Origin of the sequence: Lysinibacillus sp. NPDC048646 (assembly GCF_050272295.1) — a bacterium.
Lineage (GTDB): Bacteria > Bacillota > Bacilli > Bacillales_A > Planococcaceae > Lysinibacillus.
Genome location: NZ_JBNNLZ010000008.1, coordinates 15,506 through 39,291, shown reverse-complemented (window position 1 = coordinate 39,291; position 23,786 = coordinate 15,506). Strand labels below are relative to the sequence as shown.

General features: G+C 38.7%; 25 protein-coding genes, 1 pseudogene and 1 riboswitch. Of the genes and pseudogenes, 13 read left to right on the top strand and 13 right to left on the bottom strand.

What is annotated here, in order from left to right; all coding sequences use genetic code 11:
• Positions 1 to 88 precede the first annotated feature (88 nt).
• From ACQKII_RS11000 to ACQKII_RS10980, 5 genes are all read left to right on the top strand, one after another.
• Entirely contained in the window at positions 89 to 1,243 is a 1,155-nt protein-coding gene (locus ACQKII_RS11000; RefSeq protein WP_427459139.1) for an acyl-CoA dehydrogenase family protein, read from the top strand.
• Positions 1,240 to 2,322: an acyl-CoA dehydrogenase family protein gene (locus ACQKII_RS10995; RefSeq protein WP_427459137.1), complete on the top strand. Its 1,083-nt coding sequence runs from the start codon at positions 1,240 to 1,242 to the stop codon at positions 2,320 to 2,322. Before ACQKII_RS11000 ends, ACQKII_RS10995 begins: the two co-directional genes overlap by 4 nt.
• Positions 2,315 to 3,121, top strand: a complete 807-nt coding sequence (locus ACQKII_RS10990) for an enoyl-CoA hydratase/isomerase family protein (protein ID WP_427459135.1) — start codon at positions 2,315 to 2,317, stop codon at positions 3,119 to 3,121. The genes ACQKII_RS10995 and ACQKII_RS10990 overlap by 8 nt, the downstream gene beginning before the upstream one ends.
• Before the next feature lie 259 nt (positions 3,122 to 3,380).
• On the top strand, positions 3,381 to 4,523 hold the full coding sequence (locus ACQKII_RS10985; protein WP_427459133.1) for a CaiB/BaiF CoA transferase family protein: 1,143 nt from the start codon (positions 3,381 to 3,383) through the stop codon (positions 4,521 to 4,523).
• A gap of 45 nt (positions 4,524 to 4,568) precedes the next feature.
• Positions 4,569 to 5,336 carry an IclR family transcriptional regulator gene (locus ACQKII_RS10980; RefSeq protein WP_427459131.1) on the top strand — a complete coding sequence of 256 codons (768 nt, stop codon included), beginning with the start codon at positions 4,569 to 4,571 and terminating at the stop codon, positions 5,334 to 5,336.
• Positions 5,337 to 5,610: 274 nt separating this feature from the next.
• Here the strand turns inward: ACQKII_RS10980 and ACQKII_RS10975 are convergent, their stop codons facing one another.
• The 4 genes from ACQKII_RS10975 to ACQKII_RS10960 are packed head-to-tail and all read right to left on the bottom strand — an operon-like array spanning position 5,611 to position 9,129.
• Positions 5,611 to 6,174: a 5' nucleotidase, NT5C type gene (locus ACQKII_RS10975; RefSeq protein ID WP_427459129.1), complete on the bottom strand. Its 564-nt coding sequence runs from the start codon at positions 6,172 to 6,174 to the stop codon at positions 5,611 to 5,613.
• Positions 6,175 to 6,189: 15 nt separating this feature from the next.
• Positions 6,190 to 7,275, bottom strand: coding sequence for an FAD-dependent monooxygenase (locus ACQKII_RS10970; RefSeq protein WP_427459127.1), 1,086 nt, complete (start codon positions 7,273 to 7,275; stop codon positions 6,190 to 6,192).
• Complete coding sequence (ribD, locus tag ACQKII_RS10965; protein WP_427459125.1) at positions 7,272 to 8,381, bottom strand: bifunctional diaminohydroxyphosphoribosylaminopyrimidine deaminase/5-amino-6-(5-phosphoribosylamino)uracil reductase RibD; 1,110 nt, start codon at positions 8,379 to 8,381, stop codon at positions 7,272 to 7,274. The genes ACQKII_RS10970 and ribD overlap by 4 nt, the downstream gene beginning before the upstream one ends.
• A gap of 16 nt (positions 8,382 to 8,397) precedes the next feature.
• The gene (locus ACQKII_RS10960; RefSeq protein WP_427459123.1) at positions 8,398 to 9,129 is read right to left on the bottom strand and encodes a GTP cyclohydrolase II; all 732 of its coding nucleotides are present in this window, start codon (positions 9,127 to 9,129) and stop codon (positions 8,398 to 8,400) included.
• A gap of 274 nt (positions 9,130 to 9,403) precedes the next feature.
• Between ACQKII_RS10960 and ACQKII_RS10955 the strand changes: the two genes are divergently transcribed.
• From ACQKII_RS10955 to ACQKII_RS10940, 4 genes are all read left to right on the top strand, one after another.
• On the top strand, positions 9,404 to 10,039 hold the full coding sequence (locus ACQKII_RS10955; protein ID WP_427459121.1) for a TrkA C-terminal domain-containing protein: 636 nt from the start codon (positions 9,404 to 9,406) through the stop codon (positions 10,037 to 10,039).
• Positions 10,040 to 10,361: 322 nt separating this feature from the next.
• On the top strand, positions 10,362 to 11,561 hold the full coding sequence (locus ACQKII_RS10950; protein WP_427459119.1) for a quaternary amine ABC transporter ATP-binding protein: 1,200 nt from the start codon (positions 10,362 to 10,364) through the stop codon (positions 11,559 to 11,561).
• Complete coding sequence (locus ACQKII_RS10945; protein ID WP_427459117.1) at positions 11,554 to 12,408, top strand: ABC transporter permease; 855 nt, start codon at positions 11,554 to 11,556, stop codon at positions 12,406 to 12,408. Before ACQKII_RS10950 ends, ACQKII_RS10945 begins: the two co-directional genes overlap by 8 nt.
• 138 nt (positions 12,409 to 12,546) lie before the next feature.
• Positions 12,547 to 13,419: a glycine betaine ABC transporter substrate-binding protein gene (locus ACQKII_RS10940; RefSeq protein WP_427459115.1), complete on the top strand. Its 873-nt coding sequence runs from the start codon at positions 12,547 to 12,549 to the stop codon at positions 13,417 to 13,419.
• 50 nt (positions 13,420 to 13,469) lie between these two features.
• On the opposite strand, the gene ACQKII_RS10935 is transcribed toward ACQKII_RS10940, so the two are convergent.
• The 3 genes from ACQKII_RS10935 to ACQKII_RS10925 form a co-directional block, all read right to left on the bottom strand.
• Complete coding sequence (locus ACQKII_RS10935; RefSeq protein ID WP_427459113.1) at positions 13,470 to 13,784, bottom strand: DMT family transporter; 315 nt, start codon at positions 13,782 to 13,784, stop codon at positions 13,470 to 13,472.
• Positions 13,784 to 14,125, bottom strand: a complete 342-nt coding sequence (locus tag ACQKII_RS10930; RefSeq protein WP_143997889.1) for a DMT family transporter — start codon at positions 14,123 to 14,125, stop codon at positions 13,784 to 13,786. Before ACQKII_RS10930 ends, ACQKII_RS10935 begins: the two co-directional genes overlap by 1 nt.
• 566 nt (positions 14,126 to 14,691) lie before the next feature.
• Positions 14,692 to 14,789, bottom strand: a riboswitch (guanidine-I (ykkC/yxkD leader).
• A gap of 30 nt (positions 14,790 to 14,819) precedes the next feature.
• The gene (locus ACQKII_RS10925; RefSeq protein ID WP_427459110.1) at positions 14,820 to 15,959 is read right to left on the bottom strand and encodes a PstS family phosphate ABC transporter substrate-binding protein; all 1,140 of its coding nucleotides are present in this window, start codon (positions 15,957 to 15,959) and stop codon (positions 14,820 to 14,822) included.
• A 135-nt stretch (positions 15,960 to 16,094) separates the two neighbouring features.
• Between ACQKII_RS10925 and ACQKII_RS10920 the strand changes: the two genes are divergently transcribed.
• A complete protein-coding gene (locus tag ACQKII_RS10920; RefSeq protein WP_427459109.1) occupies positions 16,095 to 16,568 on the top strand; it encodes a YbaK/EbsC family protein in 474 nt (157 codons plus the stop codon).
• Positions 16,569 to 16,917: 349 nt separating this feature from the next.
• Here the strand turns inward: ACQKII_RS10920 and ACQKII_RS10915 are convergent, their stop codons facing one another.
• From ACQKII_RS10915 to ACQKII_RS10900, 4 genes are all read right to left on the bottom strand, one after another.
• Positions 16,918 to 17,868: a rhodanese-related sulfurtransferase gene (locus tag ACQKII_RS10915; RefSeq protein ID WP_427459107.1), complete on the bottom strand. Its 951-nt coding sequence runs from the start codon at positions 17,866 to 17,868 to the stop codon at positions 16,918 to 16,920.
• Positions 17,869 to 17,997: 129 nt separating this feature from the next.
• Positions 17,998 to 18,234, bottom strand: a complete 237-nt coding sequence (locus ACQKII_RS10910) for a 4Fe-4S dicluster domain-containing protein (RefSeq protein ID WP_427459105.1) — start codon at positions 18,232 to 18,234, stop codon at positions 17,998 to 18,000.
• Complete coding sequence (locus ACQKII_RS10905) at positions 18,234 to 18,746, bottom strand: YwhD family protein (protein ID WP_427459103.1); 513 nt, start codon at positions 18,744 to 18,746, stop codon at positions 18,234 to 18,236. The genes ACQKII_RS10910 and ACQKII_RS10905 overlap by 1 nt, the downstream gene beginning before the upstream one ends.
• A gap of 546 nt (positions 18,747 to 19,292) precedes the next feature.
• The gene (locus ACQKII_RS10900; RefSeq protein WP_427459101.1) at positions 19,293 to 20,336 is read right to left on the bottom strand and encodes a DUF418 domain-containing protein; all 1,044 of its coding nucleotides are present in this window, start codon (positions 20,334 to 20,336) and stop codon (positions 19,293 to 19,295) included.
• A gap of 373 nt (positions 20,337 to 20,709) precedes the next feature.
• Between ACQKII_RS10900 and ACQKII_RS10895 the strand changes: the two genes are divergently transcribed.
• The 3 genes and pseudogenes from ACQKII_RS10895 (at position 20,710) to ACQKII_RS10885 (ending at position 22,288) form a co-directional block, all read left to right on the top strand.
• Positions 20,710 to 20,892: a hypothetical protein gene (locus tag ACQKII_RS10895; RefSeq protein ID WP_427459099.1), complete on the top strand. Its 183-nt coding sequence runs from the start codon at positions 20,710 to 20,712 to the stop codon at positions 20,890 to 20,892.
• A gap of 36 nt (positions 20,893 to 20,928) precedes the next feature.
• Positions 20,929 to 21,252, top strand: a complete 324-nt coding sequence (gene tnpB / locus ACQKII_RS10890) for an IS66 family insertion sequence element accessory protein TnpB (RefSeq protein ID WP_427459367.1) — start codon at positions 20,929 to 20,931, stop codon at positions 21,250 to 21,252.
• Positions 21,253 to 21,276: 24 nt separating this feature from the next.
• Positions 21,277 to 22,288 (top strand): annotated as a pseudogene (locus ACQKII_RS10885) (IS66 family transposase).
• A 428-nt stretch (positions 22,289 to 22,716) separates the two neighbouring features.
• Here ACQKII_RS10885 and ACQKII_RS10880 read toward each other — a convergent pair.
• The gene (locus tag ACQKII_RS10880; protein WP_427459097.1) at positions 22,717 to 22,968 is read right to left on the bottom strand and encodes a hypothetical protein; all 252 of its coding nucleotides are present in this window, start codon (positions 22,966 to 22,968) and stop codon (positions 22,717 to 22,719) included.
• A gap of 16 nt (positions 22,969 to 22,984) precedes the next feature.
• Positions 22,985 to 23,779 carry an SAR2788 family putative toxin gene (locus tag ACQKII_RS10875; RefSeq protein WP_427459096.1) on the bottom strand — a complete coding sequence of 265 codons (795 nt, stop codon included), beginning with the start codon at positions 23,777 to 23,779 and terminating at the stop codon, positions 22,985 to 22,987.
• Between the last annotated feature and the right edge of the window lie 7 nt (positions 23,780 to 23,786).

Here is a 23,786-nt window from a genome sequence, read left to right as displayed (position 1 = left end):
AAAACAATTGACTTATTCTCATAACACCCCATAAAATACACATATAATGTAATAGTTATTACAATACGGTAAAAGGAGGAGTCGTAAAATGTTTCATTTACCAACTGTGCAATTTACAGAAGAGCAGGAACAATTTCGTTTAGAAGTTCGAGCGTTTTTACAGCAAGAACTAGCAAATGGCACCTTCACACCAAAGTGTGACTCATGGTTAAGCGGTGATGACCCTAAGTTTTCAAAATTAATCGGGAAAAAAGGATGGATTGGTATAACTTGGCCAAAAAAATATGGCGGTCAAGAACGCAGTACAATCGATCGCTACATTTTAACCGAGGAGTTTTTAGCTATCGGTGCACCTGTTGCAGCGCATTGGTTTGCCGATCGTCAAACTGGTCCCTTGCTTTTACGTTACGGGACTGAAGAACAACGTCAATTTTTCTTACCACAAATTGTGAATGGGGAATGCTACTTTGGGATTGGTTTAAGCGAACCAAATAGTGGCTCTGACTTAGCATCTGTAAGTACACGCGCTGAAAAAGTAGAAGGTGGTTGGATTGTAAATGGCCAAAAAATTTGGACGAGTAACGCTCATCTTTGTCATTATATGGTCACTTTAGTGCGAACGAGTTCATTTGATGGAAAAAATAAACATGCGGGAATGAGCCAACTTATTGTCGATTTACATGCAGATGGTATAACCGTTGTACCGATTAAGTTTTTGACAGGGGAACATCATTACAATGAAGTGTTCTTTGAAAATGTCTTTGTACCTGACAATATGGTTGTAGGGGCAATCGGTAATGGCTGGGCTCAGGGATTAGCAGAGCTCGCTTTTGAGCGCAGTGGCCCTGAACGTATTTTAAGCACTTTCCCACTCCTTGATGAACTTATTCAAGAACTGAAATGTCAAAACAATAGAGAAGGATTAAAACAAGCATCTAAAGTTGTGGCACGTCTATGGAGCTTGCGAAACCTTTCAATAGGTGTGGCACAGCTATTAGAATCCGGTGAAGGTGATGACGTGTCGATCCCTGCTGCCCTTGTAAAAGCTCTTGGGACGAAGTTCGAACAAAGTATTCCTGAAATTACACGCTTATTAGTGCAAACCTATCCAACACTTGACGCCCAACGTAAAATTGATCGCTTAATGGCGGAATCGATTTTACATGCGCCAGGCTTTACAATTCGCGGAGGAACTTCAGAAGTACTATACGGTGTGGTGGCGAAAGGGGTTGTAGCACAATGAGTGACATGAAAGACATGATTGTAGATGTTGTAGAACGCATGCTAAAAGAAAATGTAGATAAAGATTTGGTCGATACCATAGAACAAGGTAGATGGGCACCTGAAGTATGGAATATGTTTAAAGAAAACGGGATAACAGCGGTTGCCATTACGGAAGACAATGGCGGTGCAGGGGGCGATTTAGAGGATCTACTAAATATCGTTCGATTAACAGGGAAATATGCTGCTCCGATTCCATTTACTGAAACAACTTTAGCAAATTATTTATTGGAATTGACAAACTTACAGGTGAAAGATGATTTGGCGACGTATATGCTCTCTGCTGATCAAGCCTACACGCTAGTGAACGGAAAACTAACAGGTGAAGCGAGTCAGATTCCTTGGGCGCGTCATTCAAAATACTTGGTGACACTTGCGGAAAGCGTAGAAGGTATTCATCTAGTAGAAGTAGATTTAAAGCAAGCTGAAATTACACCAGGTACAAATTTAGCAAGTGAACCGCGTGATACAGTGAAATTTAATAACCTAGATATTTCACAAGTATCTGTTGTGTTATCCCCTGATCATATTCGCACTATGAAAACACTTGAAACAGCCTTTCAATTAGCACGGATGACGGGTGCTATCGACAAAATTAACGACTTAACGGTTCAATATACGAAAGAGCGTGAGCAATTTGGACGTCCAATTCACCGCTTCCAGCTCGTTCAGCAGCATATCGTACAATTAGCAGGTGAAACCGTTGTCGCTTTAGCGGCATTTAATAATGTAACAGATGCCCTTCTTGCGCATTGTCAAAATAATGAGACGGCTTATGCACGCATTCGTTTTGAAGAAATCATTCAAACCGTAGCGACCATTTCTCATCAAGTGCACGCTGCAATTGGTACGACACATGAACATAGCCTGCACCAATATACGCGTAGACTTTGGTCATGGCGTGATGAAGGAACTAACATCTCGTATTGGACTGATTTTGTTGCTACACAACTACTAGAAAATAGTGGTGATAGCTTATGGGCGTACTTAACTGAAACAAAAATACCCACGACAATAGAAGGAGTGATTTTTAATGGCTGATTTACTATTTGAAGTGAACGATCATATTGCAACGATTACGTTAAATCGACCTGAAGCATATAACGCCTTCAGCGAAGAAATGATTACGGAGTGGATTAAAGCACTTGAAAAGGTCCGTGATTCGGATGATATTCGTGTCGTAATCGTGAAAGGTAACGGAAAATCATTTTGTGCAGGAGGCGATATTAAAGCGATGCAAGCAGGGGCAGGATTTTTCCAAAGTGAAGAAGACCTCTCTTCTACAGGTTTAGCACGCAAAAATTCGCTTTGGAAAAAGATTCAACGGATTCCCCTTCTGCTTGAAGAAATTGATAAGCCCGTCATTGCACAAGTTCATGGCTTCGCAATGGGTGCAGGCCTGGATATGGCTTTAATGTGTGATATTCGTATTACCGCGAAATCAACAAAGATTTCAGAAAGCTATATAAACGTAGCAATTGTACCAGGCGATGGTGGCGCTTATTATTTACCGAAACTAATAGGCCTCGACCAAGCATTGGACATGTTCTGGACAGCTCGCATATTAACTGCTGATGAAGCAAAAGACAAAGGTGTTGTAACATTTGTTGTGGAAGACCATGAGCTCGAGGAATACACATTAAATTATGCTAAAGAATTAGCGAGTCGCCCAACCACTACCTTACAATTCATTAAACGCGCAGTATATCAAAGTCAAAAGATGGATTTGCGTACTTCTCTTGACTACATTTCATCACAGATGGCCATTGTAACAGAGCTCGATGACTTTAAAGAAGGTGTAAGTGCAGTCGTAGAAAAACGCAAGCCTATTTATAATTGAACTTATTCAGTGAGGGGCGACGCACAAATCGTGCTAGTGCAGACATTTATGACAGGACGTAACGTTCTTAGTGTCCTCCATCCCCCACTGATTAATAGTTAAGGCACGAATGATGTGGTGAAATTTAAATGTGTTCTTTTATCTGATACTCACGAATGCTTAATCTCTCACATAAAACTTCCTGCTTACTCTTTGTTTTGAAATAGGAGTCTTCGTGCCCGTTAGTACGGGATCAATGATGGTTATAGGAGGAAAAATGATGCAACCTCTTGAAAATATTCGAGTGTTAGATTTGTCACGTGTCTATGCTGCTCCTGCAGGCTCGATGATGCTGGCAGATTTAGGAGCAGAAGTAATTCGCGTAGAACATCCCAACGACTCAGATAGCATGCGTGACTGGGGCCCATTTTTGAATGATCAAAGCACGTATTATTTATGTGCCAATCGTAATAAAAAATCGATTACATTGGATTTAAAAACAAATGAAGGTAGGGAGAAATTTAAAGAGCTTGTCAAAGATGCAGATATCATACTCGAAAATTTTAAAACGGGAGATATGACTCGAATGGGGCTAAGCTATGAGGAGCTTAAAAAAGTGAATCCGAGGATAATACATTGTGCGGTAACTGGCTTCGGTCAAACAGGCCCCCTCGCTTACGAACCAGGCTTTGATCCGGTTATTCAAGCAATGAGCGGGTTAATGCATGTGACAGGTTCAACTGAAGGTGAAGCAACAAGAGTCGGTGTCCCTATTGCGGATATTTTAACTTCTCAGTATGTTGTCATTAGTATTCTAGCTGCTCTGCGGATGCGAGATCAAACGGATGAAGGACAATTTATTGATTTAGCTTTATTAGATGTGCAAATGAGTAGCTTAGCAAATGTGGCAAGTGCTTTTTTAAATACAGGCTTTGCTTCGGAGCGTCTAGGTAACCGTCATAATAATGTAGCGCCCTATCAAGTATTTAACTGTGCGGATGGTCCTCTCATGATTTGTGTTGGCACAGATGGACAGTTTCAAAAATTTTGCCTTATGATGGAACACGAGGAATGGGCAAAAGATGCACGCTTTATGACAAATACGATGAGGAAGCAAAATGAAACTGAACTTGTTAAAATGATTACTAACATGACCATGACCAAAACACGCGATGAATGGATTGTATTATTACATCAATACAAAATTCCAGGTGGCCGTGTAAATACGATTGCTGAAGCATTAGAACAACCGCAATTTATGGCACGCGACATGATTGGTGAAATAGAGCACGAACAATACGGTAAAATGAAGTTCGTCAAAAACCCGTTAAAGTTCTCAAGTTTAAACATTCAGTATAAATTAGCGCCTCCGACACTTGGAGAACATACAAATGAGTTCCAAAAGTCCTCTCTACCAAAATAAAATTACGCTATAATAGAAGTAATTTTTATATAAGTAGGTGATGAAATGAATCAGGAGACATTCGAAAAAAACTATACAATGTCGTCGCTCCATAAAGCGATTAAAGTGTTAAAAGCTTTTACGAAAGAAGAGCCAAATCTTTCTTTAACAGAGTTAAGTAAAAAGACTGGAATAAGTATTTCCAGTTTGCAACGTTTTGTTTCTACCTTTGTGTACGAGGGATTTCTTCATAAAGACGAGCGTACGAAACGCTACCAATTAGGTCACTCACTGCTGTACTTAGGAAACTTAGTTAAACAGGAATCTAGTCTAATTATTGTTGCAGAACCCATTTTAAAAAAGCTAAACGAAGACATGGGTGAAAGTGTTTCCATGAATATTATCGATGGATTGGAAAGACGCTGTATTTTAAACTATGATTCAACATATCCGCTATCAACGAAAATGTATGTTGGAGATACCTCGCCTCTTTATGCTGGTGCATCATCTAAAACATTGCTCGCATTTATGCCAAATGTTGAAGAATATGTAGAACATATATCTCTTGAACCCATCACGGATAGGACAATTCTTTCAAAAGACCTGCTGTTGGAGGAATTACAGCAAATCCGATCTCAGCGTTTTGCAAAAAGTAGTAGCGAGCGTGTACGCGGGGCATGTTCTGTATCAGCACCGATTTTAAATGCCTCTCATCATATCGTAGCTTCGGTGACACTGGTTATCCCAGAAGTACGATACAGTGATTATGATGAATATCAATTAATTGAAACCATTCAACACGTCGCAGTGGAAATTGAAAAGCAACTGAATTAAAAAAGGATGGGACAAAGCACTTTAAATTTTAAGAAAGAGGAGCAAAGGCGTTATTAAATTTTTGCTATCTAAAATGAAGGAACATTTAGAAGAGAACACTAGTTGATGGTAGCGAAAGCGGCGACTCCTGGGGGATTAGCGTGACGCCTGAGACTACAGGCTCAGGCCACGCCCCCGGAAAGCGTCCGCCGTAGCGGACATCAACGCTTACAGCAAAAAAGTGTTAGATCGACATCAGTCAATCTAACACTTTTTCTCTTTTGTTCCAGCCTCTTTATGCTTTAATAATATTGTCAAATTCGTGCCAATGATGCAATCGTGGCAATGTCACATGCTCATTGTAGGATTGATTTTTTAGAATCACTTTTGTCTCTACGTCTTGAAGTGTTTCAAGCACAGCTGGCTTATCATCTACATAAACATCTAAAGCTAACTTTTTTATAATAGCAACTTTCTCAGTATCTTGCATACCGCAGAAAAAGTGCCCCTCTTTGATAGGGAAGCCCTGTGCTTTCATCCATTGCTGCGATTGCGCACAATACTGCTTAGGACGTGACGTAATATAATAAATGTCATGCCCCTGCTGATTTAAGGCTTGAAGCGTTTCAAGTGCTCCCTTAAAAATAGGACAATTCGTAAAATAAATTTCCTCTAACGAATTATTCCACATAGCAGAACCTTGTGAATCAGTTAACCCAAAAAGCTCATGAATTTCAACTCTTTGCAATGCTTGAAAGGCTTCTATTGTTATGTTTTTCCCTAGTTTTTTATTATAAAGCGAAAAAGCATATGCGCGTAAATCAATGAGTGTATCATCTATATCAAAACCAAATTTCATCTTTTTTTCTTCCTTTCAAGAGGCCCAATCTACAAAGTTTGATGCAAAGGTTTGTTCTTTTTCAATTTGCTTGGCCAGTACTTCCTCAATGGCTTGCTCTCGCATTTGTTGAAAATCTTGTACGTTAAATTGTGCAATCGTTGCTTTTGTTAGCATCGACGCAAGACAATCTGCATCCTTTAGCGCACTATTTAAGCCAAATGCTCCAGTGGGTGTCATGGTGTGAACCGCATCTCCTAACAACACAAGTCCGTCTGTTCCCCAGCAGTCACTATGACTACTAAACACATCGAGCAGGACAAAATCTTGCCACGATTGAATATGGTGAGTTACTATTTCAGCTAACTCAGGAAACGCTTCAGTAAGCTGTTTAACAAACGGCGTAAACGCTTGTTTTCTGAGCTGCGGAAAACTACCTTGCTCAATGTTCCAGCCAATTTGAATAAAGCCCCCTACCTGCGTGAAAAGTGACAATTGTTTATCCCCGATTAACGCCATTTTAATGGAGGGCTCCCACCCTTGTGGTGCAGGAATTTTTGCCCATAGCAAATCAAAGCCATGTTTGTGCTTCTGAATGTCAATGTGTGCTTGCTTACGAATGGTAGAGTAACGCCCATCAGCTCCTATGATAAGCTGACTCACGATTTCAATTGTTTCGCCATCCTTTGTTGCCACAACACCGACATAACGTCCCGACTGATTAGTAATGAGTTTTGTCACTTTCGTATCTAATAAGCAAGTGAAGTGTGGAAATTGTTGTGTTTCTTGCAGTATCCCCTTTAGTAAATGTGCTTGTGGCACATGAATACCTAAATGACCAACAGCTTCATCTGGAAAAATCGTTTTAAATGCGCTGCCATTTGCATAATACTCTAACTTTTTCATACGTAAGATGCCAAGAGCTTCGACAGCTTTAAAAAGATGATGGCTTGTTAAAACTGCCTCGCCCTCTTCGTTTAAATGCTCGCCGCGAAATGCCTGCCCGAGCGCTGCGTTTTGTTCCAGTAGTATCACGGAAAGACCCTTCTTCGCTAGTAAATGCGACAGCAATGCACCACTTGGTCCAGCCCCTACGATACAAACATCCGCTTGATAGTTCACTTTTCCTCACCTTTCTTCGGGTAAGCGATAATACGTAAATCTTGGCCTATTTTGTCAAATGAAGCAAATTCCACATCCCATGCCTCATCCATAGATGTCGGACTATGACCCGCAATAGGCGTTAGTGATAGACGACCACCTAAAACCTTTGGCGCAACGTAAATGACATATTTGTTGATGGCACCACTTTGTAAGAATGAAGCATTTACAGCGCTTCCACCCTCAACTAAAATATCTGTCAAGCCTAGTAAGTAAAGCTTTTCAAGCATTTCGTCAATAACAAGACCTTCCCGCTCACGACGAACTGGTATGACGGTTACACCTTTATTTGCTAATGCTGTGATTTTTTCTTGCTCAACATCCTCACTGCATACAACAATCGTTTTTGCTTCTTCTACATTTAGTACATTGGCATGCATTGGTATTCGAAGTGTACTATCCATAATAATACGTGCAGGGTTTTTGCCGTATCCTTCTTTTAGTCTCGTTGTTAAGGAAGGGTTATCAGCGATAACTGTGCCAACCCCCACTAAGATGCCATCTACCTCATGACGAATATGGTGAACATCCTCACGTGCAGCCTCACCTGTTACCCATTTGGAATGGCCAGTATGTGCAGCAATTTTGCCATCCAAGGTCATCGCATATTTTGAAAGCACAAACGGACGTTTTGTCAGCATATTGTGAATGAAACGTTCGTTTAAACGACGTGATTGGTCTTCTAGGACACCAACCTCTACTTCAATACCTGCATCACGTAGCAATTTAATGCCTCGACCTGCTACAGATGGATTTGGATCTTGCATCGCTACAACCACACGACTCACTTGTGATTCTTTCACTAAATTCGCACACGGAGGCGTTTTACCGTAATGTGAACATGGCTCAAGCGTGACATAAAGTGTAGCGCCTTTTGCGTGCTCTCCGGCCATACGAAAAGCATGCACTTCCGCATGTGGCTCCCCCGCTTTTCGATGTAAACCCGTTCCCACAATGACGCCATCTTTCACAATGACAGCCCCTACAAGTGGGTTGGGATTTGTATTGCCTCTTGCACTCGCTGCTAAATCCAGTGCTAATTGCATATATTTTTCATCTGCTGTCATCCTTCGCACCCTCCTCTTACTTCGTTTCACGCATATGGCCAGATTTTGCTACTTTGGTATTTAAATAAAAGCTATTCGTCTCTGTTAAGCCACCCCATAATGGGACATGTCCTTCTGCAGCTACTCCGTGTGACTGTAATGCTGCCAGCTTCTTCGGATTATTTGTAATAAGCGTTACAGGCTTCGAACGAAGTGCAGCCAACACAGAAATAGCCTCTTCATAAGAACGTGTATCATCTGCGAAGCCAAGTGCATGGTTTGCTTCAACCGTATCTAATCCTTCCTCTTGTAATAAATAAGCAAGTGATTTTGAGAATAGACCGATACCACGCCCTTCATGATCTGCTAAATAGAAAATTGCACCGCAGCCATGCTCTACAATCATTTTCATGGATTCATGTAATTGATAGCCACAGTCACAGCGTTGGCTCCCAAAAATATCACCCGTATGGCAAATACTATGCATGCGGATTAAAGCATCATCTGCATGCGCAAAATCACCATAGACAAGAACTGATGATTGCTGCATAAATGCTAAATTTGCAGTGGATAGACCATCAATTATTTCTTCTTTTGATAGATTCGCCTCAACTTTTAACCAGTTATACCATTGAAATGTTGCTGAAAATTCACCTTGTTTAATCGGTAATTTCACTGGACCAACTAAACAAATATTAGCTGTTTCAGATTGCTTTACGATTGTCATTTTGTCTTTCACTATATCCATAACTTTAGTAGTAATTGTCATATTTTCTCCAACTTTCTATTGTAAACAGCTAGCCAAATTTGCTAACTGAGCGCTTGTATTTACACGTTACTTACATAACGTAACTTAGTTTATAATAATAACTGAAAACTGTCAAACATCAGCTTCTATTCTATGAAAAAACTTTCGATGAACCGAAAACTGTTAGAAGACGTTTCAATCATATACTAATAGCTTATGGAGATGCTATTTTTTCTGTGCAGGCTAGTCTATAATAAGCTGAGGTAAGTTGTTATGACACGAAAGGAAGTTTAGAATGAACTTAGAAAAAAATGTTCAGGTGAAGCAGCCAAAATACCAGCAAATCGCGGTGGACCTTGCATCAAAGATTGTAGAAAAAAAATATCAAATAGGCGATAAAATATACGCAAGATCTTCGCTTGCAAGCCAATATAATGTATCAGCTGAAACCGCAAGAAGAGCGATTGCTGTATTACAAGATTTAGAAATCGTGGAAGCTTCCAAAGGCAGTGGTGTCTTCATTAAATCATATGAAAAAGCAGCGCGATTTGTCCGGCAATTCCATGATGTTCAATCCGTTCACGAGCTCCAAAACGAGCTTTTAACGAGTATTCATAAGCAACAAAATGAACTGTTGAATTTACAGGAAAAAACAAAACAACTCATTAGTCGAACTGAACATTTCCGCTCCGTCAATCCTTTTATTCCTTATCAAATTGAAATGACAGCAGAAAGTCCATGCATTCACCAAACGCTGCAAGAATTAAATTTTTGGCAAAACACATCTGGCACAATTGTCGGTATTCGTCGCGGAAACGAATTATTACTATCACCCGGACCGTATCTTTCATTTGAAGATGCCGATATTATTTACTTTATCGGAAATGACGAAAGCTTAGCTCGTGTGCAGAGCTTTTTATATCCAAATTAAAAACCGCTTAAGCGCTGATATCACAGCGTTTAAGCGGTTTTTTTCTTGTTTGTCGATTTGACAAAAGTAACAACCTTTTGTTAATGTTAAGTTGTTACTTGTTCATTTTTGGATATCATTATCCTCAAATAGTATAAATTTTAACTTCCATCAGGGAGGTTTTTCTCTTATCTCATGATGTAGCAGAATGAAGATCACGTATACATGTGGTGTCGTTTTATCATACTTATAAGCAGAAGATGACCGTCTACCTACTTTACTTCTTAAGGTGAGTGTCTTACTGCTTGTTATTGTGAGATAAATTTACGAAAGGAATGGTTCTATGGAAAAAATAAAAATAGAACATGTTTCTAAGGTTTTTGGAAAACATATTCCTCAAGCATTAGAACTCGTCAAACAACAGAAGAGCAAGACAGATATTTTAAAAGAAACAGGTGCAACCGTGGGGGTTTATGACGCCAGTTTCACTGTGAATGAAGGTGAAATTTTCGTCATTATGGGCTTGTCAGGTAGTGGGAAATCAACACTTATTCGACTACTGAATCGTCTTATCGAACCAACAAGCGGAAATATTTTTATCGATGGAGAAAACATTTCAAAAATGGGAAAAGAAGCTTTACGAACCGTTCGACGTAATAAAATGAGCATGGTATTCCAAAACTTCGGTTTATTTCCTCACCGTACACTACTACAAAATACCGAATACGGTCTTGAAATTAGAGGCATCTCAAAAGAAGAGCGTAAAACTAAAGCAGAACAAGCTCTTTCCAATGCAGGCTTACTCGCCTATAAAGACCAGTATCCAAATCAATTATCTGGGGGAATGCAACAACGTGTTGGTTTAGCCCGCGCACTTGCAAATGATCCTGAAATATTACTAATGGATGAGGCATTCTCTGCTCTTGATCCTCTTATTCGAAAAGAAATGCAAGATGAGTTACTTGATCTTCAACAATCATTGAAAAAAACAATCTTGTTTATCACCCATGACTTGAATGAGGCACTTCGCATTGGTGACCGTATCGCCATTATGAAGGACGGCTCCATTATTCAAATTGGTACGGGTGAAGAAATTCTAACGAATCCAGCAAATGATTATGTCCGTACATTCGTCGAAGATGTCGATCGCTCTAAAGTATTAACTGCTGAAAACGCTATGGTTCGGCCTGTATATGTCAATGTCGATCTTGATGGACCTACAGTAGCGCTTAAAAGAATGCGTGAAGAGACTGTTAGTATACTAATGGCTGTAGATAAAAATCGTAAGTTAAAGGGTTATATTACCGCTGACGATGCACTAGCTGCTGCTAAAAGACATGAACAAACCGTACATTCTATTGTTCAGTCAGAAATTTTAACAGTTCCCCCGGACATGCTTTTACAGGATATATTAGGCATGATTTATAATTCCCCTACTCCAATTGCAGTAGTTAAAGATGAACGTTTACTCGGTGTTCTCATCCGAGGCGTAGTCATTGAAGCACTTTCTTCGTTCAATGAGGAGGCCGAAGTACATGAATAATTTTTTAGACAATATACCAACATTACCGCTTGCCCCTTGGGTAGAATCAGCTATGGACTGGTTGACGAGTAATTTTTCTGTATTCTTTAGTGCGATTCAAAAAACCGGAAAACTACTCATGAGTCAGGTCACTGATTTATTAATTGGCATTCCTGCCATTATTCTAATATTACTTGTTGTCATTTTTGCGTTTTTCGTAACTGGCAAAAAGTATGGGCTTGCTACATTTTCTTTAATAGGATTGCTATTTATTTACAATCAAGGCCTATGGACACATCTGATGGAAACCACTACACTCGTGCTGTTTTCAAGTATCATTTCAATAGTCATCGGGATTCCTTTAGGTATCCTCATGTCCAAATCAAGTGTTGCGGAAAGTATTATTAAACCGATTCTTGATTTCATGCAAACGATGCCTGGCTTCGTTTATTTAATTCCTGCCGTTGCCTTTTTCGGCATTGGCATCGTACCTGGCGTATTTGCGTCCGTTATTTTTGCCTTACCACCAACTGTACGTATGACGAATTTAGGGATTCGCCAAGTACCGAAAGAATTAGCCGAAGCTGCTGATTCCTATGGTAGTACATCAAGTCAAAAGCTATTTAAAGTAGAAATCCCCCTAGCTAAATCAACCATTATGGCAGGTATTAACCAAACTGTCATGCTATCACTTTCAATGGTCGTTATCGCCTCAATGATTGGTGCACCTGGCCTCGGCCGTGAAGTATTAACAGCACTGCAACGTACACAGGTTGGGAATGGTTTCGTTGCAGGTTTAGGACTCGTGATTTTCGCGATTATTATCGATCGCTTAACTCAAAGCTTTAATAAAAAGAAAGAACTGTAAGAAAAGTGCGTTTCGCCTGCATCATCAGTAAGCTTGTGAATCAGAGTCGAAGATAAATCAACTTTCGCATGAGAACAAAACGCAATCTGAATATGTTTGGCCGAATGTGATAATAATGAAAGAAGAAAGGAAGATTCGATGAAACTGAAAACTTTATCTAAATTAGGGATGGCATTAGGATTTGGCTTTATGCTCGCTGCTTGTAGTGGGGATGATTCTAGTAAGAATGGAGATTCAAAAGAGGTAAATTTAGCTTATGTTGAATGGGACACAGAAATCGCTTCCACACATGTCGTTGGTCAGGTTCTTGAGGACTTAGGCTATGATGTTTCGCTAACACCACTTGATAACGCTATTATGTGGGAAGCTGTTTCAAAAGGTGAAGCAGATGGCATGGTTGCTGCTTGGCTACCACATACACATGCTTCTCAGTATGAAAAATATAAAGACAATCTAGATGAGCTTGGAGAAAACCTTGCTGGTGCTAAAATCGGTCTAGTAGTACCAAGCTATATGAACGTCAACTCAATCGAGGATTTAAAAAATGAGGCAGACCACACAATTACGGGCATTGAGCCAGGTGCTGGCATAACTGCTGCAACTGAAAAAGCATTAGAAGAATATGATAACCTATCAGATTGGAATCTATTAACTTCTTCCTCTGGTGCAATGACTACCGCGCTTTCTAAAGCGATTAATAATAAAGAAGAAATTATCGTAACAGGCTGGTCACCACACTGGAAATTCGCCTCATATGACCTGAAATATTTAGAAGATCCAAAAGGTGTCTTTGGTGGAGAAGAAACAATTAACACATTCGTCCGTAAAGGTTTGAAAGAAGATCAACCAGATGTATATAAAGTACTGGATAACTTCCATTGGACATCGGAAGATTTAGAAAGTATTATGCTAGAAATTATGGATGGCAAAGATCCAAAAGAAGCGGCTAAAGACTGGGTTAAAGACAATGCAGACAAAGTAGCTGAATGGACGAAGGATGTAGAAAAATAAACACTAAAAATAGCACTGCTGTTTACTCAAACGGCAGTGCTATTTTAATATTAAGAGATCAGTTTTAAAGAAATTGCGGCACCTAAAACTAGAGCAATACACACAATACGTCGCCAATCTTTTGATTCGTTAAAAAACAACATGCCCAATAGTGCACCACCTGCTGCTCCTATACCTGTCCAGATGGCATATGCCGTGCCCATCGGTAATGTTTCCATCGCATACGCGAGCCCAGCAAAGCTGAGCGTAAATGTAACAATAAGTAACGTTAAATCTTTCACACTCTTGCTGCCATTGTATTTACTAATCATAAAAACACCCATCATTTCACAAAGTCCCGCGACAACTAATGCAATCCATGCCATTATGCCTTCACCTCTTTATCTTTTGGTTCACCCGTTAATAGCTTTAAGCCGACGACTCCAGCAAGTAAAACGACGATACATAAGATTTTGGCCAACTTCCATGGCTCTCCAAATAGCAAGCTATCAGCACACACCGTTCCTGCTGTTCCCAAGCCCACAAACACTGCATAGACCGTCCCAACCGGTAAAGTTTCTCCCGCCTTAATTAATAAATAAAAGCTAATAAAAATAGCAATAGCTGTACCCATCCATTCCAACACACTTCCTGCATGCTTTAGGCCGATTACCCAACCGACTTCAAAAAAAGCAGCTACAATAACACTTAACCATTGTTTATTCATGTCACATCTCTCCATTCTATTGTAATCACAGTTGGCATTGTGTAATAAATAGCCGTACCTGAGCGGTGGTGACGTTCACCCGAGCGGTTTTCCCTTGGACCTGAGCGGTAACGCGTGATACCTGAGCGATACTCCCTTGGACCCGAGCGCTAACACGTGATACCTGAGCGATACTCCCTTGGACCCGAGCGCTAACGCGTGATACCTGAGCGATACTCCCTTAGACCCGAGCGCTAACGCGTGATACCTGAGCGATACTCCCTTAGACCCGAGCGCTAACGCGTGATACCTGAGCGATACTCCTTAGACCCGAGCGCTAACGCGTGATACCTGAGCGATACTCCCTTAGACCCGAGCGCTAACGCGTGATACCTGAGCGGTAAACCCTTCCACCTGAGCGGTTCTTCCTTGGACCCGGGCGGTAAGCCCCTCCACCTACGTGACGCCCCCACTACCCAACGCAATCAATAAGTAACCAGAACACAAAACTTTCATTCCTCAGCGTTGGCAATACAGCCACTTTTTAGCCAAACAAAAAAGCCTGCAGAAACACTGTTAAAAACAGTATCTCCCAGGCTTTTATCCTTCCGTGTCACAAAAATAATTTTGTGGTTTTCTCTCGGACCTGTCTAGCAAACGCTACGGAACCCTAGAAAACTTTCTATCTGATTGTCATTTTAGTATAGCAAATAACTTAGAAATTTTCCACTGGTACATAGCCAACTTTGTCGACTAATGTCTGCCCTTCTTCAGATACAATCCAATCGACCAATTTCGTTACATGCGGATTGTCCGTTCCCACTGTCACAGCATAAAATTCCGACGTTAATGGGTATGTACCATTGCGAATATTTTCCTTCGTTGGTGCCACACCATCAATGGAAAGTAATTTTATTTCCTTATTCCCCACCATTTCCGTTGAATAATACCTGAAAGTGTAACCAATTGCGTTTTTATAATTGCGATATTTGGAGACTTCATGAATGATATCCCCCATTCCTGTCGCTACATCCTCTGTAGGAGCCTCCATGATAGGTGTATTCTCCATTATCTTTTCAAGCATCGTTTGACTTCCGCTATCCGCTGGGCGTTGAAATGCACGAATTGCATCATGATCCCCACCTACCTCACGCCAATTCGTAATTTCACCAGCAAAAATTTGTTTAACTTGCTCAAGGGTTAGATTATCGACACTATTTTTATGATGCACAAAAAAGACAAATGCTTCGCGTCCAATGGGCGTCAGATTCAATGTAAGACCTCTCATGTCCGCTCCTTTTTGCTGTGACGCTGACGGAGCTGCTGCAAAAATCAAGTCAACATCCCCATAAATTAAATTGTGGTAGGCCACTGGTGTACGGTTTACCATCACTTCACTTTCATAGGGCGGATAACTTTTTTTAGGATAGGTCGCTTCCACAAAAGCAGCATACAGTGGATACATTGCCGTAGCCCCATCTATACGAGGCAGAGGCTCCTGTAATTGTAATGATGCCTTGGACTTCACGACCATATTTCGTGCTACAAACGGTTCATAGGCAAAGACATCGATTTCGGCATCGACTGTTGGCGTATTCATTTTATAATGATATTGAACCGGTGCTATTGCAGCAATGATTAGAGCCACACCAATTATTCCAGCAAACCATACCTTGCGCTTCTTCGTCGTAAACCATTCAAATATCAGACAAGTAAACAGTAAAAACAGGCTAATTGGTACAACAAGGAGAAGGCCTTTATAATGCATCGAACCATTTAATAATGTGAAAAGAGCGACAATTCCTGTGAAAAATAGTAAACAAATAAACACAAATATAGTTTGCATAATTTTCATTTACTTTCCTCCTTTATACAATAGTGTAAATTTACACTACACTATTTAAAATAGATGATTTCAAGTAGAAAGGCAACTGCATATTCTGAAAATTATGTTAAAATAAAATTTAGTACTGATAGGAGGTATGTACATATGGCAATTGAAAAAGTACGCGAACATTTCGCTCAGTGGCATTTACAACACAAAATACAAGAGCTTAGCGAGAGCTCAGCAACTGTTGAAATGGCCGCACAAGCGCTCGGTTGTGAGCCTGAGCGTATTGCAAAAACGTTATCGTTTCTTGTCAATGACTGCACGATTTTAATCGTAGCCGCAGGTGATGCTAAAATTGACAATACTAAATACAAGTCCCTCTTTAGCACAAAAGCGAAAATGGTAGCAAAAGAAGAGGTCAATGAACGCATAGGACATGATATTGGAGGCGTTTGTCCATTCGGCATAAATGAAGGTGTCGCAGTTTACTTAGATGAATCGCTCAAACGTTTTACGACAGTATTCCCTGCTTGTGGTAGCAGTAACTCTGCTATCGAGTTGACTATTGATGAATTAGAAAAATATACGCCCTATAAGGAATGGATCGACGTCTGTAAAGGATGGAACGATTAATGTAAAAAAACAACAAGCCGCTTCAAGCTTGTTGTTCTTTTTGCATGAGGAAAAAAAGCCACTCGCAGTCCGTGGCGAATCCGCTGGTCTCCTGCTTCGCAACACTTTTTCGTTGGGGTCTAACTGGCTTGTTCTGCCACAGAGCTTTTTTTCTAGAATTTGAAGAGTCTAAGTATGTAATAGTCCCCCATTATGCATTGATCGTGGTGCGAGCGTAGTAGTTTGCCCGGTAGAGGCAATTGATCATGAAGATGAAGATAAACAGGCTAAATTATTAACAGAAAATCACTTTCGTTAGTAAGACCAGTAATTGTATAACTGCTCTTAAACTACGATTTTTCCCGTTATATTAACGCAATGATTGCTCCAATAAAGCTATTCGTTCAGCAGCCACTTCATTTGAAATGCCATGAACGTTTATATAGCGATTGCGTATATGCTTTGAGCATTCAATTGTACAGCCACCTAAATGTATTGCTTCATTCTCTTGTGAACTTAAAATCTGTTTATTACATTCAGGATTAGCACAATTAATGTAACGTTCACAAGGTGTGCCGTCAAAATGGTCCTTACCAACAATAGTTGGGCTTACTTGATTTATCGGGACAACCAGGCGTTCATCAAATACGTAACATTGCCCGTTCCAAAGCTGGCCTTTTGCAGCTGGATCTTTACCGTACGTTACAATTCCACCATGTAGTTGACCTACATCTTCATAACCTTCATTTATGAGCCAGCCAGAAAATTTTTCGCAACGTACACCACCTGTACAGTATGTTAAAATACGTTTACCTTCTAATAATTCCTTATTGTCTTTGATCCATTTTGGTAATTCACGAAATGTCTCAATCTCCGGACGAATCGCGCCTTCAAAATGACCAACATCAAATTCATATGTGTTTCGAGCATCGATAACAACTGTGTCATCTTGTTGCATTTGCTCATAAAAATCAGCGGGTGCAACGTAACGACCTGTCATTTCGAGCGGGTCAATATCATTCTCTAAGTTTAAATTCACCAGCTCAGGTTTTGGACGTACATGCATTTTTTTGAAGGCATGACCATCTACCTCATCAATTTTAAAGACAATGCCTTTGAATAACGGATTACTTTCCATCAATTCTATATAAGCATTTGTTTCTTCAATTGTTCCTGAAATTGTACCATTGATGCCCTCAGAAGCAACTAAAATACGACCTTTTAAGTTCATATTTTTACATAATTGTAAATGCTCCTCAGCGAAGTCTTCTGGTGATTGAATAGTTGTATAATGGTAATACAGTAAAACTCGATAGTTCAATTTATTTTCCACCTATCATTTATATTTGCAGGATATACCTGATAGCGCCTATCATCAAAAACTCAGTATGTTAAAAATACTATTGAAACTAGCATAAATAGTTAATCACAACAATAACCAAATTGCATTTTAGTTTCGATAATGATTAAGTGCGAGTAAGGTTGCTGATTGATACTCAGCGGGTAAATCGTCCTCGTGAAAAATTGCCTCTACCGGACAAACTACTTCACAAGCACCACAATCAATACATAAGTCAGGGTTAATGACATATTGTGTAGCTGTTAAATCAATGCAATTTACGGGACAGGCATCTAAACAGATGGCTGCTTTTTCATCTTTACATAATTCTGTAATTACAAAAGCCATTATAAATCCCCCAGTTGTTGTTTTATTTCCTCAGGTGATTGTTGCCAGTACTGCTCGTTAAAATTAGCTAAAAACTGATAAAGTAATCTTTTCGACTTTACATCGAGATGATTCAAAATAAATTTACCTTTAAGTGCCTTATCTAAATAATTTACTTGCTCTGGCAACGATTTGTAGCCTAGTTTTATACGGCGTTCTTGTTTTGATACGCGCACTTCACTTGCAGTACATCCCGCATAATAAGGTCCATTTTGAGCAATTTGAATAGCTACCCAAACAATCCAATAACGATGATAATCTGCACTAGCATGAGTTAAATCAGGGGAAAAACGAACTTTTTTTTCGATGGTACTTCGCCCATGTAAGGCTTCTAGGTCGATATACACATGTTCGTTTTCACAATCTATAATAAGCGGGGTAACATTATTTAAATCAAGGGTGCCGACTCCGTAACCCCCGTCGCCATCACTTGAATCGTTGCTTAAAATAGTAAAATGTAATTTTTCTTTCATGTAAAATCACCTCCACATCGAATTGGTTTTCTTGAGTAATATTTGGTTTCACTTGAGGATAAATCTTTACTAACATTCTTGTTATCCTACAAAGTATAGTTAATATAATGCATGAATTTTGACAGACATCAATAAACTTCAGCTAAAATCAGTCAATAGTCTGACGAATCACATCGCTTATTCAGCGCTAAAATAGCATCAAAAAACAGCATCGTACTCACAATGTACAAGATGCTGCAAACATAAAATCATAGAAAACTTAATCGTGTCCACATTACAAACACATTACGTATAGTATTTTACAAATTAATGTAATTTAACGTATTAGTAGTAGTTTTTAAACTATACGTAATGGTCTTTTAGAATTTCTTCTAATACCTTTATTAACTAAAAGTATAAATAAAATATACATTTTATAGTCATTTCCTGCCATCAGACTTAGGTCTGAACTATTATCGAATTATCATGTAGCTATAATGAAATAATTCAAAGACAACTAAAATCCCTAACAGCCTGATAATACAAGCTGCTAGGGATTAGAAAAAATTATTTATTCGTTACTGTTCTTCCATAAGTCATAAATCTCCATACCTTCTCTAATGGGCCCATTTTAAAGAACTTAAACCAAATAACACTATAGAAGATTTGAATCAAGAAAGTTAATGTCGCAATGATAACGACGTTATTGGGCGAAACAACTTCAAGTCCCATTAACGAAATAATGGCTAGACCGATAAAACTTTGAGCCCAATAATTTGTAAATGCCATTTGACCAACACGTCCGATGGGCTTAAGGAGCTTTGCAATTCGCTTATTTTCTAACAATAAAAACAAACTAGTTAAATAAAAATAAGTCGTTGGTATTACTCCTAACCCTAAAATAAATTGAAGATTTTGGTCATTACCTTGTGCTGCAAACCAGATCCAAATGGAGAAACCTATGAACAACGGGAGTGTAACGATTTGTATCCATTTTAGTTGTTTAGAAAATTCACTTACATGGCTAACCCAATCTGCCTTTGCTACTAAAAAGCCGGATAAAAACATAATAAAAATAGCCATCGTATCATTTCCTAGTAGACTAGCGATAATCGATAATACACCTGTGTTTGGCAGAAAAATTTGAATGAGTATCGCGATGACATGGACTGTTATAATACTAAACAACCATTTTCTAATTGTTGAAACTTTTGCATTATAGAATGGTAAAAGGAAGAAACCAATCACTGCATAAATGGCAAGAATGGAGCCCCAGAAAACAAAAAAGTGAACGATACCAATTAGTAATAATGCGCATAAACGTCTTGCAAAACGCAAACGCGGCTTGTCACCACGACTTTCAGCACGTGAAGCGAAAATATAAAACCCTACTCCAAATAAAAATGAAAAAATGGAAAAGAATTTTTTCTCGACAAAAATATCGATTAACGTATTAATAACACCATTTATTCCACTATAATCAGGCTTTGGTCCCCCTTCTATGATGACTTGGTACGCAGCGACATTTATAAACAAAATGCCAAATAACGCTAATCCTCTGATAATATCCAAGGAAACGATTCTTTCTTTTTGTGTAACGGATGGATTCATTGTTTAAAACTCCTTATCTTAAATACTTAATTTCTCTAGGATTATCTTAACTTTCCACCCTTACAGCTATTTAATTTAAAGCTTACATAAACCTTAAGGATTTGAATTATTTGTTTGTATTTTGATTTTTACGATAGTAAGTAGGTAAAGGTAGCGATATTAGTATTTTGGGTTGGGGTACAACTAGGGTACCGAAGTTTTTTTACTGGGTTACCTGGGGTACCAAATTATTTTGGACAGGTGCATACACAAAAATCAGATAACTGAATTTGTTGAATTGATGTATTTAAACAGTAAGCCCGTATTCAAATAACGCATATAAACACGCTGCACCTCCCGGTACTATAAAGGTATCAAAGGAGGTGCCTTTTAAATGCCACAGCAAAAATTAACGATTATCCCGGTCACATTATATCCCGAACTTAAAAATTCCTCTGTAGTCAACTCAACAGAAGATCCCCGCATTAATACATGTACGATTAAAATAGCAACGGTGGAAATTTCCTTCTATAATGGCGTAGATGAGCACATCATTCAAAGCGTGCTGGGGAGTTGAAACTTCTGTGAAACACGATTTTACTAGCGTAAAAATATCTACATCGTTTGTGGAAAGACGGATATGCGAAAAGGCATTGATGGCTTAGCTACACTGATTCAAGATTCTTGCGAACTTGATCCCTACAGCGATTCGGTTTTCCTGTTTTGCGGTCTGAGTAAAGATCGATACAAATGTTTGTATTTTGATGGGGATGGGTTCGCCTTACTTTATAAACGCTTAGATGGCGGAAAACTCCAATGGCCGAAAGATGAAAATGAAGTACGGAACCTTTCGCAACAAGAGCTTCGTTGGCTACTAGAAGGTTTATCATTACAGCAGCCAAAGGCAATTCAAAAAACACCAAAAGGTGTATTCTAAATTCACTATCTCAAATGGTATAATATGAAAATCTTATACGAACGGAAAGTAGTGAATGTTTTAGTGAACTCTTCTTCTAACAATGAGAAAGTAATTAAACTTCTTGAAGAACAACTTGATTATATGAAGCAACAAAACAAAGACTTATCTAAACAGATTGAAGCGCTAACTGAACAAGTACGTTATTTAACAAAACTTTTATACGGATCGAAAACCGAGAAATCAAAATACACTGCACCAGACGGGCAAGGATCATTATTTGATGATGATCCGTCTTTTAGTGATTCTGAGCACACAAAAGAACAAAGCACTCACATAATTTCCTATACAGTTGTACGTAAAATACATAAGAAAAAGCGCAATGATTCACTTCGTGATGGCCTAGAAATAGAAACGATTCACCATCATCCAGAAAGTACGAAGTGCGACTGTTGCCATGGACTAATGATTGAAATTGGCTCAACTATCGCACGTGAAGAAGCGAAATTCATTCCCGCAACAATGATGAAAGTTCAACACGTTGAACATGCTTACGAATGTAAAGGCTGCAAAAGCGATTCATCCCAAAAAGCGCAGATTAAACGTGGGAAAGCGCCACAACCTGCCATTCAACGTAGTATTGCAGGCCCAAGTGTTCTAGCAAAACTTATCTATGATAAATTTGTCCAATACTTACCTCTTTACCGTCAGGTAAAGGAATGGGAACGTCATGGCTTACATACGAATGATAAAAACCTTTCAAACTGGGTCATTCATGATGGGCGTATTGAAATCGATAATAATCCAGCTGAAAATTCCATTCGTCCCAACGTCATAGTGAAAAAAATTGGCTTTTCTCTGTCAGTGAAGCAGGTGCAAACCAAACGCCATCTGCTTGAGCATCGCAGAAACGGCCAAAGCAAATGGTGTGGACTTCTATCGATACCTGATGAAGTTAATGACGGATCTACCGAATCTGGATATCCACCGAAACCTAGAAATTTTAAATCAATACATGCCTTGGTCAAAAAACATCCAAGCTGCATGTGGAAAATAAAATAGCCGTATATCTGATAAAAAAATCAATGATATACGGCTATTCGTGATGCGTACCGAAAAGGTGCGCCTATTTTTTTATAATTCGGCTTACGGTTCTTCTCGTTTGTATACTGAAAAGACTTTGTGTTTATTTTCTTCTTTCGCTTCCATCAATGTGTTGGCAATTTCCTCAAGCTCAAATTCGTCACGGTCTAAATGTTTTTTCTCCTTTGGAGGTGTAGTTGGTGCTTTTTGTGGTTTATCTAATTTTTTCGGTTTTGAAACCTTTAGTTGGTTTCGGAACAGCTGTATAAGTTGTTATCAATGCTCCTAAAAACAAGAACTTTAGTTCTTATTTTTTCATTATAGAACAAACGTTCTTGAATTGGCAATAAAAAATGACCAGGCGCTCAATGAGTACCTGATCATTTTATCTTTATCTATAATTTAAATTAATTGTAAGTTTTTTAATTGTTCTCTATAATCCCATTTTTGTGGTTTCTTATCTTCATTAAACCATTCATGGTTGTTTTCAATCCAACTATTTCTAAATTCTTCATATGATTTACCTTCGCTCATATCATCGAAACCAAATTGAAAACCACAACATCCACATATTTCATAAGACGGATTAGAAAATTCATTGTACGGTGGTTCTATTAACTCATCATATCCACACACAGGACATATATTTACCATTCACCAAACCTCATTTCTATTGTCTATCATAATATTTTTTTCCATCTTTAGGTTTAAAGAAAGTTTTGAGATACCCATCACTACCTAAAACAGCAAATTCATTAGTAGATTTATTATAAAAAACTCTATCACCATCGCTTCTTTTTTTACTAAGAATATTATCACTGTCTGAACCAATCAAATCTTGCGCACGTTCTAAATACTCACTTTGAGAAATTTTACCGAACTCTTTGCCATGTTTTTTGTAATGCTCTTTTAAAAGATCTGTTGATTTAAAAGCTAACTTTTTGACTGCTGCTTTTATAGCTTCTTTTGATAACCATCTTAATGCAGCTCTAACACCTACGCTAATAATAGCTGCAATAACTACCGGTACTATAGACGCATGTAACTCAGTAGTATTAAGATCCATAGTTTCTCCAGTTTCTGAATCAATTAATGTTGCTATAAGTTTATCTTCATCATATTCATGAACATTTACAACATAACTCTTATTTATTTGTTCATTATTGTCATCTAAATAACTTACATCAACACTAACATTATTGTTATCTCTAGCTACAACCTCAGTATTAACAGTAGAAGATTCATTTTCAACTGTAAGATCTACTTTAACTTCACCTTCATTATATTCACCAACTACATTAACTTTCTCTACTAACTGTTGACCTAATTCTTTTCCAATAATTTCATTAGTGATTTCTTGAATTTCTACAGATTGGTCTGTATTTGCACTAGCAGTGGGACTATCCACAAATAGAGTCATAATTAAACAAAAAACCAAATAGAATAAAAAACCTTTTTTAACCAAAATTAAC

Excerpts from the sequence above, each read along its gene's own strand:
- ACQKII_RS11000 (WP_427459139.1), top strand. The coding sequence starts at position 89 with ATGTTTCATTTACCAACTGTGCAATTTACAGAAGAGCAGGAACAATTT.
- ACQKII_RS10995 (WP_427459137.1), top strand. The coding sequence starts at position 1,240 with ATGAGTGACATGAAAGACATGATTGTAGATGTTGTAGAACGCATGCTA.
- ACQKII_RS10990 (WP_427459135.1), top strand. The coding sequence starts at position 2,315 with ATGGCTGATTTACTATTTGAAGTGAACGATCATATTGCAACGATTACG.
- ACQKII_RS10985 (WP_427459133.1), top strand. The coding sequence starts at position 3,381 with ATGCAACCTCTTGAAAATATTCGAGTGTTAGATTTGTCACGTGTCTAT.
- ACQKII_RS10980 (WP_427459131.1), top strand. The coding sequence starts at position 4,569 with ATGAATCAGGAGACATTCGAAAAAAACTATACAATGTCGTCGCTCCAT.
- ACQKII_RS10975 (WP_427459129.1), bottom strand. The coding sequence starts at position 6,174 with ATGAAATTTGGTTTTGATATAGATGATACACTCATTGATTTACGCGCA.
- ribD (WP_427459125.1), bottom strand. The coding sequence starts at position 8,381 with ATGACAGCAGATGAAAAATATATGCAATTAGCACTGGATTTAGCAGCG.
- ACQKII_RS10960 (WP_427459123.1), bottom strand. The coding sequence starts at position 9,129 with ATGACAATTACTACTAAAGTTATGGATATAGTGAAAGACAAAATGACA.
- ACQKII_RS10955 (WP_427459121.1), top strand. The coding sequence starts at position 9,404 with ATGAACTTAGAAAAAAATGTTCAGGTGAAGCAGCCAAAATACCAGCAA.
- ACQKII_RS10950 (WP_427459119.1), top strand. The coding sequence starts at position 10,362 with ATGGAAAAAATAAAAATAGAACATGTTTCTAAGGTTTTTGGAAAACAT.
- ACQKII_RS10945 (WP_427459117.1), top strand. The coding sequence starts at position 11,554 with ATGAATAATTTTTTAGACAATATACCAACATTACCGCTTGCCCCTTGG.
- ACQKII_RS10940 (WP_427459115.1), top strand. The coding sequence starts at position 12,547 with ATGAAACTGAAAACTTTATCTAAATTAGGGATGGCATTAGGATTTGGC.
- ACQKII_RS10935 (WP_427459113.1), bottom strand. The coding sequence starts at position 13,784 with ATGGCATGGATTGCATTAGTTGTCGCGGGACTTTGTGAAATGATGGGT.
- ACQKII_RS10930 (WP_143997889.1), bottom strand. The coding sequence starts at position 14,125 with ATGAATAAACAATGGTTAAGTGTTATTGTAGCTGCTTTTTTTGAAGTC.
- ACQKII_RS10925 (WP_427459110.1), bottom strand. The coding sequence starts at position 15,959 with ATGAAAATTATGCAAACTATATTTGTGTTTATTTGTTTACTATTTTTC.
- ACQKII_RS10920 (WP_427459109.1), top strand. The coding sequence starts at position 16,095 with ATGGCAATTGAAAAAGTACGCGAACATTTCGCTCAGTGGCATTTACAA.
- ACQKII_RS10910 (WP_427459105.1), bottom strand. The coding sequence starts at position 18,234 with ATGGCTTTTGTAATTACAGAATTATGTAAAGATGAAAAAGCAGCCATC.
- ACQKII_RS10905 (WP_427459103.1), bottom strand. The coding sequence starts at position 18,746 with ATGAAAGAAAAATTACATTTTACTATTTTAAGCAACGATTCAAGTGAT.
- ACQKII_RS10900 (WP_427459101.1), bottom strand. The coding sequence starts at position 20,336 with ATGAATCCATCCGTTACACAAAAAGAAAGAATCGTTTCCTTGGATATT.
- ACQKII_RS10895 (WP_427459099.1), top strand. The coding sequence starts at position 20,710 with ATGCCACAGCAAAAATTAACGATTATCCCGGTCACATTATATCCCGAA.
- ACQKII_RS10880 (WP_427459097.1), bottom strand. The coding sequence starts at position 22,968 with ATGGTAAATATATGTCCTGTGTGTGGATATGATGAGTTAATAGAACCA.